The organism is Agrobacterium sp. GW821-FHT14E08 (genome assembly GCF_058803865.1).
Genome location: NZ_JBXAPJ010000001.1, coordinates 87,074 through 105,836, shown reverse-complemented (window position 1 = coordinate 105,836; position 18,763 = coordinate 87,074). Strand labels below are relative to the sequence as shown.

The 18,763-nt window shown below is 60.3% G+C and carries 17 protein-coding genes and 1 tRNA gene; 14 read left to right on the top strand and 4 right to left on the bottom strand.

Translation table 11 applies throughout. The features are described 5' to 3' along the window. Positions 1-132: 132 nt before the first annotated feature. From AC1ROR_RS00475 to dps, 9 genes are all read left to right on the top strand, one after another. The gene (locus AC1ROR_RS00475; protein ID WP_035228016.1) at positions 133-1,077 is read left to right on the top strand and encodes a Bug family tripartite tricarboxylate transporter substrate binding protein; all 945 of its coding nucleotides are present in this window, start codon (positions 133-135) and stop codon (positions 1,075-1,077) included. Then, on the top strand, positions 1,074-1,568 hold the full coding sequence (locus tag AC1ROR_RS00470) for a tripartite tricarboxylate transporter TctB family protein (RefSeq protein WP_003491894.1): 495 nt from the start codon (positions 1,074-1,076) through the stop codon (positions 1,566-1,568). Before AC1ROR_RS00475 ends, AC1ROR_RS00470 begins: the two co-directional genes overlap by 4 nt. A 93-nt stretch (positions 1,569-1,661) precedes the next feature. Then, on the top strand, positions 1,662-3,179 hold the full coding sequence (locus AC1ROR_RS00465; RefSeq protein WP_003491896.1) for a tripartite tricarboxylate transporter permease: 1,518 nt from the start codon (positions 1,662-1,664) through the stop codon (positions 3,177-3,179). Positions 3,180-3,306: 127 nt separating this feature from the next. Then, positions 3,307-3,564, top strand: coding sequence for a hypothetical protein (locus AC1ROR_RS00460; protein ID WP_003491898.1), 258 nt, complete (start codon positions 3,307-3,309; stop codon positions 3,562-3,564). A 360-nt stretch (positions 3,565-3,924) separates the two neighbouring features. Further along, a complete protein-coding gene (locus AC1ROR_RS00455; RefSeq protein WP_035228013.1) occupies positions 3,925-4,863 on the top strand; it encodes a siderophore ABC transporter substrate-binding protein in 939 nt (312 codons plus the stop codon). 149 nt (positions 4,864-5,012) lie between these two features. Continuing rightward, positions 5,013-5,978 (top strand): ABC transporter permease, encoded by a 966-nt coding sequence (locus AC1ROR_RS00450; RefSeq protein ID WP_448736328.1) that lies wholly within the window; start codon positions 5,013-5,015, stop codon positions 5,976-5,978. After that, complete coding sequence (locus AC1ROR_RS00445) at positions 5,971-6,939, top strand: iron chelate uptake ABC transporter family permease subunit (protein ID WP_498588309.1); 969 nt, start codon at positions 5,971-5,973, stop codon at positions 6,937-6,939. The genes AC1ROR_RS00450 and AC1ROR_RS00445 overlap by 8 nt, the downstream gene beginning before the upstream one ends. Further along, entirely contained in the window at positions 6,936-7,694 is a 759-nt protein-coding gene (locus AC1ROR_RS00440; RefSeq protein ID WP_498588308.1) for an iron ABC transporter ATP-binding protein, read from the top strand. The genes AC1ROR_RS00445 and AC1ROR_RS00440 overlap by 4 nt, the downstream gene beginning before the upstream one ends. A gap of 122 nt (positions 7,695-7,816) precedes the next feature. Then, entirely contained in the window at positions 7,817-8,305 is a 489-nt protein-coding gene (gene dps / locus AC1ROR_RS00435) for a DNA starvation/stationary phase protection protein Dps (protein ID WP_080835854.1), read from the top strand. 75 nt (positions 8,306-8,380) lie between these two features. Here dps and AC1ROR_RS00430 read toward each other — a convergent pair whose 3' ends face one another. Continuing rightward, a complete protein-coding gene (locus tag AC1ROR_RS00430; RefSeq protein WP_003522612.1) occupies positions 8,381-8,602 on the bottom strand; it encodes a hypothetical protein in 222 nt (73 codons plus the stop codon). A 384-nt stretch (positions 8,603-8,986) separates the two neighbouring features. Between AC1ROR_RS00430 and AC1ROR_RS00425 the strand changes: the two genes are divergently transcribed. Next, positions 8,987-9,061: transfer RNA gene (locus tag AC1ROR_RS00425), tRNA-Gly, on the top strand. Positions 9,062-9,220: 159 nt separating this feature from the next. On the opposite strand, the gene AC1ROR_RS00420 is transcribed toward AC1ROR_RS00425, so the two are convergent. Next, on the bottom strand, positions 9,221-10,120 hold the full coding sequence (locus tag AC1ROR_RS00420) for a LysR family transcriptional regulator (RefSeq protein WP_035224493.1): 900 nt from the start codon (positions 10,118-10,120) through the stop codon (positions 9,221-9,223). A gap of 134 nt (positions 10,121-10,254) precedes the next feature. Here AC1ROR_RS00420 and AC1ROR_RS00415 point away from each other — a divergent pair, with 134 nt between their 5' ends. From AC1ROR_RS00415 to AC1ROR_RS00400, 4 genes are all read left to right on the top strand, one after another. Next, positions 10,255-11,052 (top strand): alpha/beta hydrolase fold domain-containing protein, encoded by a 798-nt coding sequence (locus tag AC1ROR_RS00415; protein ID WP_080836819.1) that lies wholly within the window; start codon positions 10,255-10,257, stop codon positions 11,050-11,052. A 117-nt stretch (positions 11,053-11,169) separates the two neighbouring features. Continuing rightward, entirely contained in the window at positions 11,170-12,360 is a 1,191-nt protein-coding gene (locus AC1ROR_RS00410) for an efflux RND transporter periplasmic adaptor subunit (RefSeq protein ID WP_080835857.1), read from the top strand. A gap of 115 nt (positions 12,361-12,475) precedes the next feature. Next, positions 12,476-15,670, top strand: a complete 3,195-nt coding sequence (locus AC1ROR_RS00405; protein ID WP_035224484.1) for an efflux RND transporter permease subunit — start codon at positions 12,476-12,478, stop codon at positions 15,668-15,670. A 292-nt stretch (positions 15,671-15,962) separates the two neighbouring features. Further along, positions 15,963-16,166, top strand: coding sequence for a hypothetical protein (locus AC1ROR_RS00400; protein WP_164056449.1), 204 nt, complete (start codon positions 15,963-15,965; stop codon positions 16,164-16,166). 25 nt (positions 16,167-16,191) lie between these two features. Here the strand turns inward: AC1ROR_RS00400 and AC1ROR_RS00395 are convergent, their stop codons facing one another. Together AC1ROR_RS00395 and AC1ROR_RS00390 are read right to left on the bottom strand one after the other, a co-directional pair. Then, positions 16,192-17,037: an endonuclease/exonuclease/phosphatase family protein gene (locus AC1ROR_RS00395; RefSeq protein ID WP_035224477.1), complete on the bottom strand. Its 846-nt coding sequence runs from the start codon at positions 17,035-17,037 to the stop codon at positions 16,192-16,194. A 16-nt stretch (positions 17,038-17,053) separates the two neighbouring features. Next, entirely contained in the window at positions 17,054-18,514 is a 1,461-nt protein-coding gene (locus AC1ROR_RS00390) for a phospholipase D-like domain-containing protein (RefSeq protein ID WP_498589149.1), read from the bottom strand. Between the last annotated feature and the right edge of the window lie 249 nt (positions 18,515-18,763).

Sequence of the window (18,763 nt, the reverse complement as noted above, 5' to 3'; positions counted from 1 at the left end):
ATGCGGGAGGAAATCCAGGACGGTTGCAAGGCCCCACGCTGAGCATTCAGCGCCGGTACAGACGCGTCCGAAAAGCCCCCCGCATAAACGAAAAACGACGCCCAAAAGGGCATCCTGAGGAGGGTTTTCCAAGTGAAGCATTTTCTTATCGGCACATTTCTGGCGGGCGTGATCGCTCTTCCGGCGGTTGCAGCGGATTACACCATCATCGCGCCGGCCAATCCCGGCGGCGGCTGGGACCAGACCGCGCGCTCCCTGCAGAGCGTGCTGCAGGAAGAAGGCATTTCCAAGAGCGTTCAGGTGCAGAACGTACCAGGCGCCGGCGGCACCATCGGTCTTGCGCAGTTCGCCAGCCAGCAGAAGGGCAACCCGAACGCCCTCATCGTCGGCGGTTACGTCATGGTCGGCGCGATCCTTACCAACAACGCGCCCGTCACCCTCAAGGAAGTTACGCCGATCGCCCGTCTGACCGGCGAATATGAAGCCATCGTCGTTCCGGCATCCTCGCCGCTGAAGACCATCGGCGACCTCGTCGACCAGCTCAAGAAGGATCCGGGCAGCGTTTCCTGGGGCGGCGGCTCTGCTGGCGGCACCGACCACATCGCGGTTGGCCTGATCGCCAAGGCGGCCGGCGTCGATCCGACCAAGATCAACTACATCGCTTATTCCGGCGGCGGCGAAGCACTTGCCTCGATCCTCGGCTCGCAGGTGACTGCCGGTATTTCGAGCTACGGCGAATTCGAAAGCCAGGTAAAGGCTGGCACGCTGCGCCTGCTCGCGGTTTCCAGTGAAGAGAAGCTGGAAGGCGTTGATGCGCCGACGCTGAAGGAAAGCGGCCTTGATGTCGTCGTCCAGAACTGGCGCATGGTCGCTGCTCCTCCCGGCCTGACGCCGGAACAGGAAAAGGCCGTCAATGCCGACATCGAAAAGCTGGTGAAGTCCGCCAAGTGGCAGGAAACCCTGAAGACCAAGAGCTGGATGGACACCTATCTCGCCGGTGACGAATTCAAGGCGCAGCTCGCCAAGGATACCGACGCCACCGCCGCCATCCTCAAAGACATCGGACTGGTAAAATGAGCCAGGGTTCTAACCCTTCGCAGCATCAAAAGCGCCGCCCTGATTGGGCGGCGCTGGCGATCGCCATCTTCCTCGTCATCATCGCCTCGGTGATCTTCTGGGACAGCGCGCGTCTCGCAAGCGTCACCGGTTATTCGCCGGTCGGCCCGGCAACGGTGCCTTACGCTATCGGCTTCTGTCTTATCGGCCTGGCGCTGTGGACGGCCATCGAGGCCTGGCGCGGTGATTTTCCCGAACGCGACAAACAGGAAATCGCCCCGGTTATCTGGGTCGTCGCCGGCCTTGCCGCGCAGATGCTGCTGCTGAACATTGCCGGTTTCTCCATCGCCACCGGCCTGCTCTTCGCCTTCACGGCGCGCGCCTTCGGTAAACGCAAGCTCTGGTATTCGATCCCCATCGGCATCGCCCTGAGCTTCTTCATCTGGTTCATCTTCGCGCGGCTGCTGCAGCTTTCACTGCCCGCCGGGCCTCTGGAACGGCTGCTCTTCTAACAGCCATTCCGACCAAAATTCGAGATCACAGGAACAATTGGCGCGCGATGACGCAAAAGCCAGCCGTTCCGCCCGACAGGGGGACATCTGTCCATGAGTACCTTTGAATTCCTGCTGCACGGTCTTGAGGTTGCCGCCCAACCCATGAACCTGCTCTATGCGCTGATCGGCGTCACGCTCGGCACCGCCGTCGGCGTTCTGCCCGGTATCGGCCCTGCGCTGACCGTGGCGCTGCTTCTGCCCGTCACCTACCGGCTCGATCCCGCCGGTTCGCTCATCATGTTCGCCGGCATCTATTATGGCGGCATGTATGGCGGCTCGACCACCTCGATCCTGCTCAACACGCCGGGCGAAAGCGCCTCGATCGTCACAGCGCTCGAAGGCAACAAGATGGCCCGCAAGGGCAGAGGCGGCCCGGCGCTGGCCACCGCCGCCATCGGCTCCTTCGTCGCCGGCCTCATCGCCACCATCGCGCTGGCCTTCGTTGCACCCTTTATCGTCAAGCTGGCGCTGGTTTTCGGCCCGCGCGAATATTTCGCGCTGATGGTGCTGGCTTTTGTCACCGTTTCCTCCGCCTTCGGGGATTCGGCGCTGCGCGGCCTCACCTCGCTGTTCATCGGCTTTGCGCTTGCCATCGTCGGTATCGACCAGCTGACCGGCCAGACGCGCATGAGCTTCGGCATTCCCGACCTGCTCGACGGCGTCGAAGTGACGACGCTTGCGGTCGCCATGTTCGCCATCGGCGAAACGCTCTTCATTGTCGCGCAGGGCCAGACTGGCGACGACAAGGTCGAAGCCGTCAAGGGTTCGGTCTGGATGAGTGCGCAGGACTGGGCGCGTTCCTGGAAAGCCTGGCTGCGCGGCACCCTGATCGGCTTCCCCATCGGCGCCATGCCGGCGGGCGGCGCTGAAATCGGCACCTTCCTGTCCTATGCGACCGAAAAGAAGCTGACCAAATATCCGGAAGAATTCGGCCATGGCGCCATTGAAGGCGTTGCCGGTCCGGAAGCGGCCAACAATGCGTCCGCCGCCGGTACGCTCGTGCCGCTCCTGACACTCGGCTTGCCGACGACGGCGACCGCCGCCATCATGCTCGCCGGCTTCCAGCAGTTCGGCCTGCAGCCTGGCCCGCTGCTGTTCGCCACCAATCCGCAGCTCGTCTGGGGTCTGATCGCCAGCCTGTTCATCGCCAACCTCATGCTGCTGGTTCTGAACCTGCCGCTCGTCGGCCTGTGGGTGAAGCTGCTGACCATTCCGAAGCCCTGGCTTTATGCGGGTATTCTGCTGTTCGCGACGCTCGGCACCATTGGCGCCAACCCGTCGGTCTTCGAACTCGGCATGCTGCTCGCCTTCGGTATCCTCGGCTATGTCATGCGCATCTTCGGTTATCCGATTGCGCCTGCGGTCGTCGGCCTGATCCTCGGCCCGCTTGCGGAACAGCAGCTTCGCCGCGCACTGGCCATCGGTCAGGGCGATCCGACGGTGCTGTTCACCTCACCCATCGCCGTCGGCCTGTTCGCTGTCGCGGCAGCCGCCTTCATCATCCCGCTTATCATGCGTATCCGCGGCCGTGGCGAGGTGCTGACGCAGCTTGCCGCCAACGAGGACTGAGAAACCAAGAGCCTCCCAAGGCAACTGGCCCCGTATCTTCGGATGCGGGGCTTTTTTATTCACGCCAACGGGATGTGTGACGCAGGCGCGGCCATGATATGATCCGCCCCAAACGCAGGAGAAAAACATGCGCACGATCGCGATCATGATGGTTCTGGCGCTTACCGGCTGCACCACCGCCCCCGATGTTGAACCCATTCCCGGCAGCATCACCTATGGCGGGCAGCCGCGCACCAAACTGACCAAATCCCCCATCGGCAGCACGCTCAGCAATGAATTCGTCATGGGCGACGGGCGGCTGGCGATCGAAACCTACCGCGTGCAACCGGACCGCTCCCTGAAACTGGAGAGACGCGAAATCGTCGGTGACTGGCCACCGGAGTGAGGGGAACCTGCTTACCTGTTGCTGCTATTGAGACCCCGTCATGCCGGACTTGATCCGGCATCCAGCCAGCCCAAGTCCTTGGGCTGAAAGAACCCTCATCGCCGCGCAGACGCGCGTCGGCTGTATGCCGGATCAAGTCCGGCATGACGGATGTCGCGGCTAGGCTGCGTCTTACATCCGGCGATCACAACGAGTCTTGCTACGCGCGGCTCCCCCTTTCCCGCTCACGGCAATTCAGAACCGTTCTAAAACATAATTTTGATTTCCGCCGACCTTGCCAATAAAGCTGATCGTCAACATCAAGTTAACCCGGCGGGATCACGTTCGCCGGCTCGGAACCATATTGCAAGGGACATATCAGTGGCCATCAACTTCACCTTCCCCGTTCGGCTGCTGGCGGCAGCGGCCTTCAGCCTCGGCGCGATGACGGCAAGTGCCGAAGAAATGACGATCAAGCACGCGCAGGGCGAAACCGTGCTGAAGGCGGCGCCGAAGAAGGTTCTGGTTCTCGATATTCCCTCGCTCGACAATCTCGATGCGCTCGGTGTCGAGCCGACAGGTGTGGTCAGCTCCAACCTGCCGACCTATCTGCAGAAATATGCCGATGGCAAATATCTGAAGGTCGGCACGCTGTTTGAGCCCGATTATGAGGCGATCAATGCGGCCGAGGCCGATCTCGTCATCGTCGGCGGCCGTTCGCGCGCGAAATATCCAGACGTTGCGAAGATCACGCCCGCCATCGACATGTCGGTGGATTCCAAGGAATTCATCGGCAGCGTCAAAGCCAACATCACCAAGCTCGGCGATATCTTCGGCAAGCAGGAAGAAGCCAGGAAGCTCGATGCCGCCATCGATGAAAAAGTGGCCAAGCTGAAGGAAATCGCACCCAATTCCGGCACCGCGATGATCCTCCTCACCAATGCCGGCAAGGTCGGCGTTTATGGCCCGAGTTCGCGCACCGGCTGGCTGCACACCGAAATCGGCTTCAAGCCGGTCGCAGCCGACATCGACGACCGCTTCGACCGCGGCGATGTCGTCTCCTTCGAATATCTGGCCGAGGTTAACCCCGAATGGCTGTTCGTGATCGACCGCGATGCCGGCATCGGCCGCGCCACCGACCCCGGCAAGGCAGCAGCGCAGGTGCTGGACAACGAGCTGGTGCACCAGACCAATGCCTGGAAGAAAAAGCAGATCGTTTATCTCGATCCGCAGGCGGCCTATATCGTCAGCAGCGGTTATACGGCGCTCTCCACCCTGCTCGATCAGGTCTACAAGGCCGTCTCCGAGAAGAAGTCGTAAAGACTGCCGGGCATCCGATCCTGAAGGCTGCTCCACACCCGACGTCATCCTCGGGCTTGACCCGAGGATGACAAAGGAGAGGTCGAACAACTGTTTCGACAGCCTGCGAAGCCACCGGGAGCTTTCACCATTTTCGAAAAACCGCCGAAGTGAAATCCCTGTCTCTCATCCTTGCCCTTCTTCTGGCTCTGGTGCTCGCCATTACCAGCCTGTTCGTCGGCGTCAGCAATGTCTCGCTCGCCACGCTCTTTTCGCCTGATACCAGCGCGGACGCGCTGCGCGTGCTGCTCGTCAGCCGCATTCCGCGCACGCTGGCTCTGATACTGGCCGGAAGCTCGATGGCGATTGCCGGTCTCATCATGCAGATGCTGGTGCGTAACCGCTTCGTGGAGCCTTCGACGGCGGGCACCACCGAATCCGCCGGCCTCGGCCTGCTCACCGTCACCCTGCTGGCGCCGGACACGCCAATCTTCGGCAAAATGCTGGTGGCCGCCGTCTTCGCGCTCGCCGGCACCGCGCTTTTCCTGCGTATCCTGAGGCAGGTGCCGCTGCGCGACGTGCTGCTGGTGCCGCTGATCGGCATCATGCTCGGCGGCGTCATCTCCGCCGTCACCACCTTCTTCGCCTATCGTTTCGATCTCCTGCAATCGCTGGGCGCATGGATGACGGGGGATTTTTCCGGTGTGCTGCGCGGCCGTTATGAATTGCTGTGGATCGGCTTCCTTTTCGCCATCGCCGCTTATCTCGCCGCCGACCGCTTCACCGTGGCCGGCATGGGCCGCGATTTCACCACCAATCTCGGCCTCAACTATCGCCGGGTCATGGCGCTCGGCCTCACCATCGTCTCGCTGGTGAGCGCGGTCGTCGTCGTCACCGTCGGCATGATTCCCTTTCTCGGGCTGATCGTGCCGAATGTCGTCAGCCTGATGATCGGCGACAATATGCGCCGCTCGGTACCCTGGGTCGCGACGCTGGGCGCGGTCTTTGTGCTTTCCTGCGACATCATCGGCCGGACCGTGCGTGCGCCTTACGAAATACCCATCGGAACCGTGGTCGGCGTCATCGGCAGCGCGCTGTTCCTCTATCTCCTGCTGCGGAAACGCCACCATGCGTGAGAGCCATCCCGACCAGCGTGCGAAAGCCGTTCTGCTCGTGCTTGCGGCATTCGCACTCATCTCCATGGCCGCCTTCATGACGCTGGGCGCCAAGGGCAGCTGGAGCTTCGTGCTGCCGTTTCGCGGCATCAAGCTTCTGTCGCTCTTGCTGGTGGCCTATGCCATCGCGGTCTCCACCGTACTGTTCCAGACGGTCACCAACAACCGCATCCTCACCCCTTCGGTGATGGGTTTCGATTCGCTTTATGTGCTGATGCAGACCGGGCTGATCTTCGTCTTCGGCTCGGCAACCGTTGTCATGATCGATCCGCAGCTGAAATTTCTCGCTGAAACCAGCCTGCTCGTCGCCTTTTCCGCCCTGCTCTATCGCTGGCTTTTCGTCGGCGCGGAACGCAGCCTGCATCTTCTCGTGCTGGTCGGCATCGTCTTCGGCGTCTTCTTCCGCAGCCTCTCGGGCTTCATGCAGCGCGTGCTGGACCCCAATGAATATACGGTGCTGCAGGATGTGCTCTTCGCCAGCTTCAATTCCATCGATCCGACGCTTCTTGCCGTCTCCGCCGTCATCATAGGCGTGGTGACCATCATCGGGCTCAGGCTCATGCACACGCTCGACGTCCTCTCGCTCGGCCGCGCCACGGCCATCAGCCTCGGCGTCGAATACAAGCGCACCGTCACCATCATCCTCGTGCTGGTCTCCGTGCTCGTCGCCGTCTCTACCGCGCTCGTCGGCCCAGTCATGTTCTTTGGCCTGCTGGTCGCAGCCCTTGCCCATTATCTCACCGGCAACGGCAAACACGCCTATGTGCTGCCGGCGGCGATCCTCATCGCCGTGATCTGCCTCGTCGGCGGTCAGGTGGTGCTGGAGCGGGTCTTCGCCTTCGATACGGCGCTCTTGATCATCATCGAATTTCTCGGCGGCATCGTCTTTATCGGTCTTATTTTGAAGCGGGGTGCGCGATGATCATCGCCAGTCAGATCAGCAAATCCTATGGCGACAGCCTCGTCGTCGATGGCGTCTCCGTCTCCATTCCGGCAAGCGGCGTCACCTCCATCATCGGGCCGAATGGTGCGGGAAAATCGACGCTGCTCTCTATCATCGCAAGGCTGATGTCGATGGATGCCGGAACGGTGACGGTGGACGGTCTGGATGTCACGAAAACCCCTTCCGACACGCTGGCCAAGCGGCTCTCCATATTGCGGCAGGACAACCACATCTCCTCACGCCTGACGGTTCGCGACCTCGTCGGTTTCGGCCGTTACCCCTATTCTAAGGGCCGCCCCACCATCGAGGACAAGGTCCATATCGACCGGGCGCTGGAATATCTGCATCTCGAAGCCCTTGCCGGCCGGTTTCTGGACGAGCTTTCCGGCGGCCAGCGCCAACGCGCCTTCGTGGCTATGGTGCTGTGCCAGGATACCGATTGTGTGCTGCTCGACGAGCCGCTCAACAATCTCGACATGAAACACGCCTCCGGCATGATGAAGATCATGCGCAAGGCCGCTGACGAGCTGAAGAAGACCGTGGTTCTGGTGCTGCACGACATCAACTTCGCCTCCTGGTATTCAGACACCATCATCGCCATGCGCGAAGGCCGCATCTGCCATCAGGGGCCGGCGGAAGAGATCATTCGTCCGGACGTCCTCAAGGACATCTACGACATGCCGATCCGCGTCAATGAGATAGACGGCCGGCGCATCTGCCTGTTTTACGAATGACATGATGATTGTGCAGGATTTTTGTCGTCGCGTTCCCTAACATGGAACAGGGCCTCAGGCCCGGACGTTAAACGACGGACTTTTCCAAAGCGGCATTCCGTCCGCAACTTCAGGAGACATCGATGAAGACGCACAAGACGAAGAACGACCTGCCTTCCAACGCCAAGTCGACCGTGATCGGCATTCTCAACGAATCGCTGGCCTCGGTGATCGACCTTGCACTCATCACCAAGCAGGCGCACTGGAACCTCAAGGGCCCGCAATTCATCGCCGTGCATGAGCTTCTCGACACCTTCCGCACCCAGCTCGACAATCACGGCGACACCATCGCCGAACGTGTGGTCCAGCTTGGCGGCACGGCGCTCGGCAGCCTGCAATCGATTTCCTCGACGACGAAGCTCAAGGCCTATCCGACCGATATCTACAAGATCCACGACCATCTCGAAGAACTGATCGAACGTTATGGCGAGGTCGCGAACATGATCCGCAAGGCCATCGACGATTCCGACGAGGCCGGCGACCCGACGACGGCTGATATCTTCACCGCCGCCTCGCGCGATCTCGACAAGTCGCTGTGGTTCCTCGAAGCGCATGTTCAGGAGAAGAGCTGAGCCGGAAGCGGCCGCCACAACACACACGAAAGCGCCCGAGATGCTCGGGCGCTTTTTTATTGCGATATGGCGCAATCAGTGCCGACGTAAAACCGCAAGACCGATATCGCGCAACATCTCGTGGTCGAGAATGCCGCGCTGGGCGCTGCGGATCAAAACCGCCGCGCACTCATTGGCAACATGGCTGCTGCGGTCTTGAAAGCATTCGAAACATACGCCATCGAAAATAGTCTGCAGATCGGTGATCTGCTCTGGCGACAATTGTGCGCCAACCCGTTCAAAAGCTGCGTACGACAAGGCTCATCCTCCCGATGATGATATGCCAAGTATCGTTCCCAATATCGTTTCGATTTTTCTTGTGGACAGGGAATTTGTACACCCGAACGAATCACTTGTCGAATCAGATTTTAACCAAATGTAAATAGGTGATTTTTTCTGTTACACGACATGTGCCAGCCAAAGACAAAGCTGCAAAGATCAATTTTAACAATGGCTTCACCGGCAAGCCCGGTATTTTGGACGGCTTCGCTCACCATGCCCGGATAATGATGTGCGACAGAGGAATTTCCGCCAAAACCGCAAAGAAGCTATTGCATTCCAAAATCGATTGAGCGATATAGCACCCGTCGCCGCTTCGGCGGCCCGCAGTCCAGCGAACTACCCCGGACCAGCGGTTTTTGAGCGGGTGTAGCTCAGGGGTAGAGCACAACCTTGCCAAGGTTGGGGTCGAGGGTTCAAATCCCTTCGCCCGCTCCAGTTTTCCAGATCAGACGGACAATTTCTCTCCAAATGTCTCAGTGATGCGCAGCCGCGCAAGCACTCGCACGCCGTTTTCGCCGGCAATGAACACATGGCCGCGCATGTTCGCGTGCTGCCATTAGTTTTGTCGCCGCAAGGACCGGGCGGCAGCTGATCTCAAACCATGCCGTGAACCAGCTTTGCCAGCCAGTCGACAAAGACCCGGACTTTGTTGGTGACGTGCCGTGTCTGCGGATAGACCACATAAATCGGCATCGGTTCGCGCCGCCATTCCGGCAGAACCGGTACCAGTTCGCCGCGCGCCAAGGCATCCTTGACCATGAAAACCGGCAATTGCACGATGCCCATACCCGCCAGCGCCGCATTGAGATAGGTGCGACTGTCATTTACCGACACGACGTAATTGGGCGTAAGCTCAACACTTCGAACCCCATTGTCGAAGGAGATCGGCATGATCTGGCCCGTGGTGGCATTGAGGTAGCCCACGGAATAGTGGCCGTTCTCCAAATCCTCTGGTTTCTCGGGCATGCCGAAATTTTCGATGTAAAAAGGGGCTGCGAATGTCTCGAAGCTGAGCTCGCCGACTTTACGGGCAATCAGCGACTGATCGCGCAGCACGCCGACCCGGAGCGCGCAATCGACATTTTCCGCGATATAATCGACCAGACGATCTCCGACACCCAGGTCGAGACGGATTTGCGGATAACGCTGGTAAAATTCGCAGAGATGTGGGATAACCACCAAGTCCGCGAAGACACCGGCCATCTCCACCCGCAATCGGCCGGAGGGTTGAACCTGAGCGCTGGACATGCTGCCATCAAGTTCTTCGATTTCCGACAAAATCTGCGAGGCCCGCTCATAATAGAGAGCGCCGTCCGTCGTCAGCATCACCCGCCGCGTGGTGCGGTTGAGAAGCGTTGTTTGCAGATGCGCCTCCAGCGCCTGCACCATATTGGTGACGGTGGTTTTGGGCATGTTCAGCGCGGTGGCGGCACGGCTGAAATTGCCGGTTTCGACGACACGTGTGAAGACCCGCATGGCGGAAAGCTGATCCATGAAGCTATTGTCCGTTAATTTGGAATAGTGAATTCATTTTGACATACTTGATCGTTTTCGTCCGAACAATAATATGCATTTCAGATTTTGCAAATATGGTGAGCTGCCAACGGCGGCTGACGGGACCGGATCAGATGAAAGCGCATTGGGAAAATATCGAAAGCTGCGGAGGCTCCGCATCGGGGCTTTCGGTGCGCCGATATGAAAGCGCCGGCCTGTGCAGCCACCCGCCCGTCGTCCTTTATTTGCGGGGCGGTTCGTTTCTGGAGAAGGGCGGCAATTGCCCGGAGCTTCCCGTGGCCCGCGCCCTGGCGGAATGTGGTGCGATCGTTGTCGAGGCTGACTATAGCAAGCCTTCCGGCAACGAATTTCCGATGGTGATCGATTGCGCCTATGAGGCGCTCGATCATCTGAGCCGGGATCGCAAGCATTATGGCGGCGCGAAATCGCTGCTGTTCGTGGCCGGTGAAGAGGCAGGCGGCAATGTGGCGGCGGGACTTGCGCTCAAGGCCCGGGACCGCATGCCTGGCAAGCTTGCCGGTCAGATACTTCTGTCGCCCATGATCGACCCGATGATGACGACGGAATCCTTCCGCGACGCGGACAGGATCGGCATGCGCCAAAGGTGGGCCGATGGCTGGAGCCATTACCTTGCCAAGGCCTGCGGGTTTTTCCACCCCTATGCCGCGCCCTGCCAGTGTACGCGGCTGAACCGGGTGGCGCCGGCGCTGATCTTTACCGCCGAGGACGACCCTCTGCGCGACGAAACGGTCGGTTATGCCGACAGGCTCATCGCCTCCGGTGTCGGCGTCCGGCAGCATGTTTTCCCCGCCGGCATCGGCTGGACGGGGCTTTATCAAGGAGAGGGCGGCGGATGGGTCTCATCCGTCTGTTCGGAGTTCAAGACCTTCGTTGACCAGATAAGACACTGAATACCGTATTTTGAGCATGTCCCGTAAAAGTGCGTAGCGGTTTTACCTCCGGATCATGCGACAAAACAAAGAGATAGAGAAACTGATCGGCTCCTGATCGGAGCCAAGGAGAAACCCATGACGCTGACCACAAAGCGCCGGGCCCTGACGGGCGCCGGTATCGGGCTTGCTATGTCCGTTGCAGCCGCAGCACTCATTTTCGACCTCCCCGCCAGCCGCGATGCGACAGCTGCCTCCACGCCTGCCGAAACGCCCGCAATCCCCGTTACCGTCGCCAAGGTGGAAAGCCGTGACGTCATGCGCTGGGAAGAGTTTTCCGGCCGTCTGGAAGCCGTCGACCGGGTGCAGATCCGCTCCCGCGTCGCCGGCCAGATACAGGCCGTGCATTTCCGCGAAGGCGCGCTGGTGAAGGAAGGCGACGCCCTCTTCACCATCGATCCGGCCCCCTATCAGGCTGCCGTCGCCGGCGCCGAAGCGCAGGTCGCCTCGGCCGAAGCCAAGGTAAGCCTTGCAAAGACCGAACTCGACCGTGGCCGCAGGCTTTCCGACAATCGCACCATCTCCCAGAGCGATCTCGACCAGCGGCAAAGCTCGTTTGCGGATGCCGAAGCCCAGCTTCGCGCCGCCCGCGCCGCTTTGACGACGGCTGAGCTCGATCTCGGTTATACCGAAATCCGCGCCCCGGTTTCCGGCAAGGTCGGCCGCATCGAAATCACCGCCGGCAACCTCGTCGCCGCCGGCTCCACCTCGCCTGCCCTGACGACGCTGGTATCGGTCAACCCGATCTATGCCAGCTTCAACGCCAGCGAAGGCGTCGTGGCCAAGGCGCTTGCCGAACTGCCGCAGACGGACGGCGCGCTGCCCGCCCTCGAACAGATCCCGGTGGAAATCGGCACGCTTTCGGATGAAGGCACGCCGATCAAGGGCACGCTGCACCTGATCGACAACCAGGTGGATTCGGCAAGCGGCACCATCGGTGTCCGCGCGGTCTTCGAAAATCCTGACGGCAGGCTCATTCCGGGTCAGTTCGTGCGGGTACGCATGGGTGAACCCAAGCCGGAAAACCGCATCGTCATCAGTGATCGCGCCATCGGCACGGATCAGGACAAGCGCTTCGTCTTCGTGGTCGATGCCGAAAACAAGGTGAGCTACCGCCAGATCAAGCCCGGCGCACCGGCCGATGGCCAGCGTATCATCGACAGCGGTCTTGCCGCCGGCGATACGATCGTCGTCAACGGTCTGCAGCGCATTCGCCCCGGCGCCACCATCGCCCCGCAGGCGGAAGACAAGGTCGCCGCCTCGCAGTAATCCCGTCCCGCTCCCCCGCGAGACGCACTCTACACAGAACCGGCCAGAACCGGCGGCATAAAAGCCGCCGGAACGGCCTTTGCATTTCCAAAATATACCCGGAGAGGGACTGGATATGAATATTTCCAGATTTTTTGTCGACAGGCCGGTGTTCGCCGGCGTGCTGTCGATCCTGATCGTGGTGGCAGGCCTTCTTGGCATGCGCGCCCTGCCGATTTCCGAATATCCGGAAGTCGTTCCGCCATCCGTCGTCGTCCGCGCCACCTATCCCGGCGCGAACCCGGCCGTTATCGCTGAAACCGTCGCGACACCGCTTGAAGAACAGATCAACGGCGTCGAGGACATGCTCTATATGGGCAGCCAGGCAACCTCCGACGGCGTGCTGACGCTGACCGTTACCTTCAAGCTCGGCACCGACCCCGACAAGGCGCAGCAGCTGGTGCAGAACCGCGTGTCGCAGGCCGAACCGCGCCTGCCGGCGGAAGTCCGCGCACTTGGCATCACCACCGTCAAGAGCTCGCCCGACTTCATCATGGTCGTCAACCTCGTCTCGAAGACCGATGCCTATGACATCACCTATCTGCGCAACTATGCGACGCTGAACGTCAAGGACCGGCTTGCCCGTATCGAAGGCGTAGGTCAGGTTCAGGTCTTCGGCGCAGGCGACTATTCCATGCGCGTCTGGCTCGACCCGCAGAAGGTCGCCGAGCATGATCTGGCCGCCAGCGACGTTTCCGATGCCATCCGCCAGCAGAACGTGCAGGCCGCAGCCGGCGTTATCGGTGCCTCCCCAAGCCCGAACGGCGTCGATCTGCAGCTCAACGTCAATGCCCAGGGCCGTCTGACGACGCCGGAAGAATTCGGCAACATCATCGTCAAGAGCGGCGCCAACGGTGAAATCACCCGCCTGCGCGATGTCGCCCGCATCGAACTCGGCGCTGCCGACTATACGCTGCGCTCGCTGCTCGACGGCGAACCCGCCGTGGCTGTCGCCGTGTTGCAGGCTCCCGGCTCCAATGCCATCGAAATCGCCGACAATGTCCGCGCCACAATGGACAATCTGCAGCTCGCAATGCCTGACGGTGTGAAATACGAGATCGTCTACGATACGACGAAATTCGTACGCTCCTCCATCGAGAAGGTTGTCGATACACTCCTCGAGGCCGTTGGCCTCGTGGTGCTTGTCGTCATCCTCTTCCTGCAGACCTGGCGCGCCTCGATCATTCCGCTGATCGCCGTTCCGGTCTCGATCATCGGCACCTTCGCCGTCATGTATGCCTTCGGCTTCTCCATCAACGCGTTGACGCTGTTCGGGCTCGTGCTCGCCATCGGCATCGTGGTGGATGACGCCATCGTGGTCGTTGAAAACGTCGAGCGAAACATCGAAAACGGCCTCTCGCCACGTGACGCCACCTATAAGGCGATGCGCGAAGTGTCCGGGCCGATCATCGCCATTGCGCTGGTTCTGGTCGCCGTCTTCGTGCCGCTCGCCTTTATTTCAGGCCTTTCCGGCCAGTTCTACCGGCAGTTCGCGCTGACCATCGCCATCTCCACCGTCATTTCGGCGATCAACTCGCTGACGCTGTCGCCCGCTCTGGCAGCCCTGCTGCTGAAGGAACACGGCGCACCGAAAGACTGGCTGACCCGCGTCATGGACCGGCTTTTCGGCTGGTTCTTCCGTGGCTTCAACCGCGCCTTCGGGGCCGCCTCCAATGGCTACGGCAAAACCGTGGGCGGGCTGGTGACGCGCAAGAGCCTGGTGATGATCGTCTATATGGCGCTGGTCGCAGCCACCTACAGCATGTTCAGCACCGTTCCGAGCGGCTTCGTGCCGGCGCAGGACAAGCAGTACCTGATCGGCTTCGCACAGCTTCCGGACGGCGCAACGCTTGACCGCACGGAAAGTGTCATCAAGCGGATGAGCGACATCGCCATGGAACAGCCGGGCGTCAGCCACGCCATCGCCTTCCCCGGCCTGTCGATCAACGGTTTCACCATCGGCTCCAATTCCGGCATCGTCTTTGCTGTTCTCGATGACTTCGAAAACCGCAAGACGCCGGAACTCTCCGGTGGCGCCATCGCCATGCAGCTGAACCAGAAGTTCGCAGGCATTCAGGATGCCTTCATCGCCATGTTCCCGCCGCCGCCGGTCAACGGCCTCGGCCAGACAGGCGGCTTCAAGCTGCAGATCGAGGACCGCGCCGGCTACGGCTATCAGGCGCTCGATGAAGCGACCAAGGCGGTCATCGCCAAGGCCTATCAGACGCCGGAGCTGGCGGGCATCTTCTCCAGCTACCAGATCAACGTGCCGCAACTCTTCGCCGATCTCGACCGCGCCAAGGCCGAGCAGCTGGGCGTTTCGGTCAGCGACGTCTTCCAGACGCTGCAGATCTATCTGGGTTCGCTCTATGTCAACGACTTCAACGCCTTCGGACGGACATACAGCGTGCGTGTGCAGGCAGACGCGCAATTCCGCGCCCATGCGGAAGATATCGGCCGCCTGAAGGTGCGTTCGGCAACGGGTCAGATGATCCCGCTTTCCACGCTGCTGAAGGTGGATGCAACGACGGGACCGGAGCGCACCAACCGTTATAACGGCTTCCTTGCGGCCGATATCAACGGCGGTCCGGCACCGGGTTACTCCTCGGGACAGGCGCAGGCGGCGATTGAAAAAATCCTCGCTGAAACCCTGCCTGCCGGCATTGACTACGAGTGGACGGACCTGACCTACCAGCAGATTCTGGCCGGTAACTCCAGCATCGTGGTCTTCCCGCTGGCGTTGCTGTTGGTCTATCTGGTTCTGGCCGCGCAATATGAAAGCCTCACATTGCCGATCGCCATCATCCTGATCGTTCCGCTCGGCGTGCTCGCAGCTCTAACAGGCGTCTGGCTGACAGGAGGGGATAACAACATCTTTACGCAGATCGGCCTTGTCGTCCTTGTCGGCCTCTCGGCGAAAAACGCGATCCTGATCGTGGAATTCGCCCGCGAGCTGGAATTCGAGGGACGAACGCCGCTTCAGGCGGCCATCGAGGCAAGCCGGCTTCGCCTGCGCCCGATCCTGATGACCTCGCTCGCCTTCATCATGGGCGTGGTGCCGCTGGTCGTCTCCACCGGTGCGGGCGCGGAAATGCGCGCCGCCATGGGTGTCGCGGTATTCTCCGGCATGATCGGCGTGACGTTCTTCGGTATCTTCATGACACCGGTATTCTATGTGCTGGTTCGCAAGCTGGCGGGCAACCGTCCGCTCATCCAACACAAGCAGGAAGAACCGGCCAATTCGGACTACAAGCTCGAAAAGGCCGGCTGAAACCACACTCCCATCCACCGCCACCTTCGACGCAAGCCCGCCGCGCATCCCCCCGATGCGCGGCGTTTTTCATGACACAAAACGTTCATGCGATTTTTCTGAAATAGAATCTGTTTCAAATACTTAAGCGACAACAATCCGGACATTGCATCTCACTAGAAGCTCCGGAAACTTAATATATTCGGCCGCATTGACGAACATCAAAAGAAACAATGCTATTTTATGCTTTGTATTTTGTGGTAATTTCCAAGAACAGGGTGATTCGGACTAAATGATTTAGTTCAGGGGCTACATGATGGAGCAGGATTACGAATCCTGGGCAACAACCGTTGCCTATTCGATAGTGATGCATGAAGGTCTGGACCTGGCGCTTTCCGCGCAGAATCTGGACAGGGGCAAGACCAGAAACAACCGCGAGCGGCTGATGGAGGCCATCCGCACATCGTTGCTGGAAGCCCGTTCGCGGAGCCACCTTGCGGCAGCGCACAGGCTCTGAACGCTTTACCTGATATTGCGGGAACTTAGGTCGGAAGAAGGTCGGTCCGGATCGCCGCTTTCAGTGGCAGGTGGTCCGAAGCGACACGCGCCAGCGCGCTGTCATGCGCTTCCACCTGCTCGATCAGCCCCTCGCGATTGGCGATGATCCTGTCGAGCGCCAGCACCGGCAGGTTGGATGGAAAACTCGGCACCGCGGGCGGCAAGCCGCCGAAGGCGTCCCTGAAAGTATTGAGCGACGAGCCATTGCCGAGCCGCCATTCATTCAGGTCTCCCATCAGAATGGTCGCGCATTCGTTGCGCGCTTCCAGAAGGCCGATAAGCGCCTTGGCCTGCTGGGCGCGGGAATGTCTCAGAAGACCGAAATGCGCGGCGATGATGCGCAGCGTGCCGCCGCTCTTCAGGTCGAGTTCCACGACAAGCGCACCGCGCGGCTCCAGCCCCGGCAATTTCAATGTATGCACGTCCCGGACCGCGCCTTCCCGGAACAGCACGACATTGCCGTGCCATCCATGCGCCTTGACGCCTGCCTGTACCGGCACGGGAACGAGCCCGCTTTCCCGCTCCAGCCGGGCAAGATCGAGCAGGCCCGTTCGCTCGCCGAAACGGCTGTCGGCTTCCTGCAACGCGATGATGTCTGCACCGATTTCCTGAATGACGCGGCTGGTACGATCCGGATCGAACTTGCGGTCGCGGCCCACACATTTATGCACATTATAGGAAGCGATGACGGGGAAGGAATGATCTTTTCCCGCCTGCACCGCATTCTGCCGTTGGCGACGGTCGCGGAGCGACTGCATGACGAAGGCGGGCAAACTGCTGTTCGCCGCCAGAGCCGTTTTTTCGCTGTTCAGCAAACCGTTTTTCTTCACGCTGCAATGCCTCCGGTCAAAGATAGGGCGAAGCGAGCCAAAGGACACGCTCCACTAAACGGACAACGAATGGCCGCGCATTCAGTTCGCTCAGCCGGACAGGTAAAGCGGTTGCCCGCGCATCGCGGATGCGGTTTCCGATCGCCCCAGCGAATTCCTTATCCATGACTTCGAGATCGATCTCGAAGTTCAGCCGTAAGGAACGCGGATCGAGGTTGGAGGAACCGATATAGGTCCAGCACCCGTCAATCACCAGAAGCTTGGAATGGTTGAAAGCTCCCGTTGCCCGCCAGATGCGGCAGTAATTCTTCAGCATCTGGTCGAACTGCGCCGTCATCGCCCTGTCCACCAGCACCAGATTGTTGCTTTGCGGCACGATGATATCCACCACGACCCCCCGCCTCGCTGCGGTAATGAGTGCCGAAATAAGCTCCCGATCGGGGAGAAAATAGGGCGACATGATGAGAATGGAGGAGCGGGCGACGGAAAACGCACCCATCAGCATCTTGTGACTGGTCTCGATGCTCCTGTCCGGCCCGGAGGAGGATACCCGGGCGACGATCTGCGATCCTGGCACACCATCGGGAATGGCAATGTCCCAGACGGGCGTATCAAGAAGCTCCCCCGTCGTGAACCGCCAGTCCTCTGCCGCGATGGAGAAAAAATCCGATACCACCGGGCCGCTGATCCTGAAATGGGTGTCGTGCGACTGTTTTTCGCCGCCGAATTCCAGTGTGAAACCCTCGCGGATATTCATGCCGCCGCTAAAGGCAATGCGTCCGTCCACCACGAGAATCTTGCGGTGGGTCCGCAGATTGGCATAGGGCAGCCGAAGCCCCATGATGACATTGCCGTTGAAGACATCCGCGACGATGCCCTTTTCCCTGAGCGTCGGCAGAATGCTCGGTACGGAATAACGCGCACCCACGGCATCGATGAGCACCCTGACTTCAACCCCGCGAAACTTCGCCCTTTCCAGCGCCGCCACAAAGCGCGCGCCGATCCTGTCATTGTCGAAAATATATGTTTCGAGAATGATCGACCGCTTCGCCTCCCCGATCGCTTCCAGCATGGCGGCATAAGCGACATCGCCGGTCACAAGCGGCTCGATTGTGTTTCCCGTTGTCAGCGCATGGCGCGTCACCCGGTCACCCAGCGTCTTCATCGCCTCGAAACGGCGTCCGAACCGCGCGGCGATGAGTTCGCCGCTCGCGTCGAGACGCGCCACGCGATCCATGATCTCGTCCAGCATGAAGGATCGCTGCTGGGTGATGTTGGACCGGCGAATGCGGTTGATGCCGGCAATGGCATAGATGACGGCACCGACAATCGGCGACAGGACGATGACGCCGACCCAGCCAAGCGCCGAGCGGACCTCCTCCTTCGTCATGGTTGCATGCACGGCTGCCACTGTTCCCATCAAAATGGAGAGAACGGCAAGGATATGCGGCCAATAGGCGATGACGAGATCGAGCATGATGCAACTATAGGGCATCGGACCGAAAAGTGTATCGCGGTTTTCGGAAAACCCGATGCCTGAACAGAATGGTTGAGCGGTTTGCCCGTCCAGCGATCACAACCCGGCGATGCAGACGCGGTCGGTGAGCGGAACCCAAGCTTCCCGCCCATCCTTTTGCGGGACAGACCCTTGCGGGATTAACGGTGGAAACCGGCCTTGCGATATGTCATGAGAGCGCATCTTGATCTTTAGGCAGGGGTTCTTGCG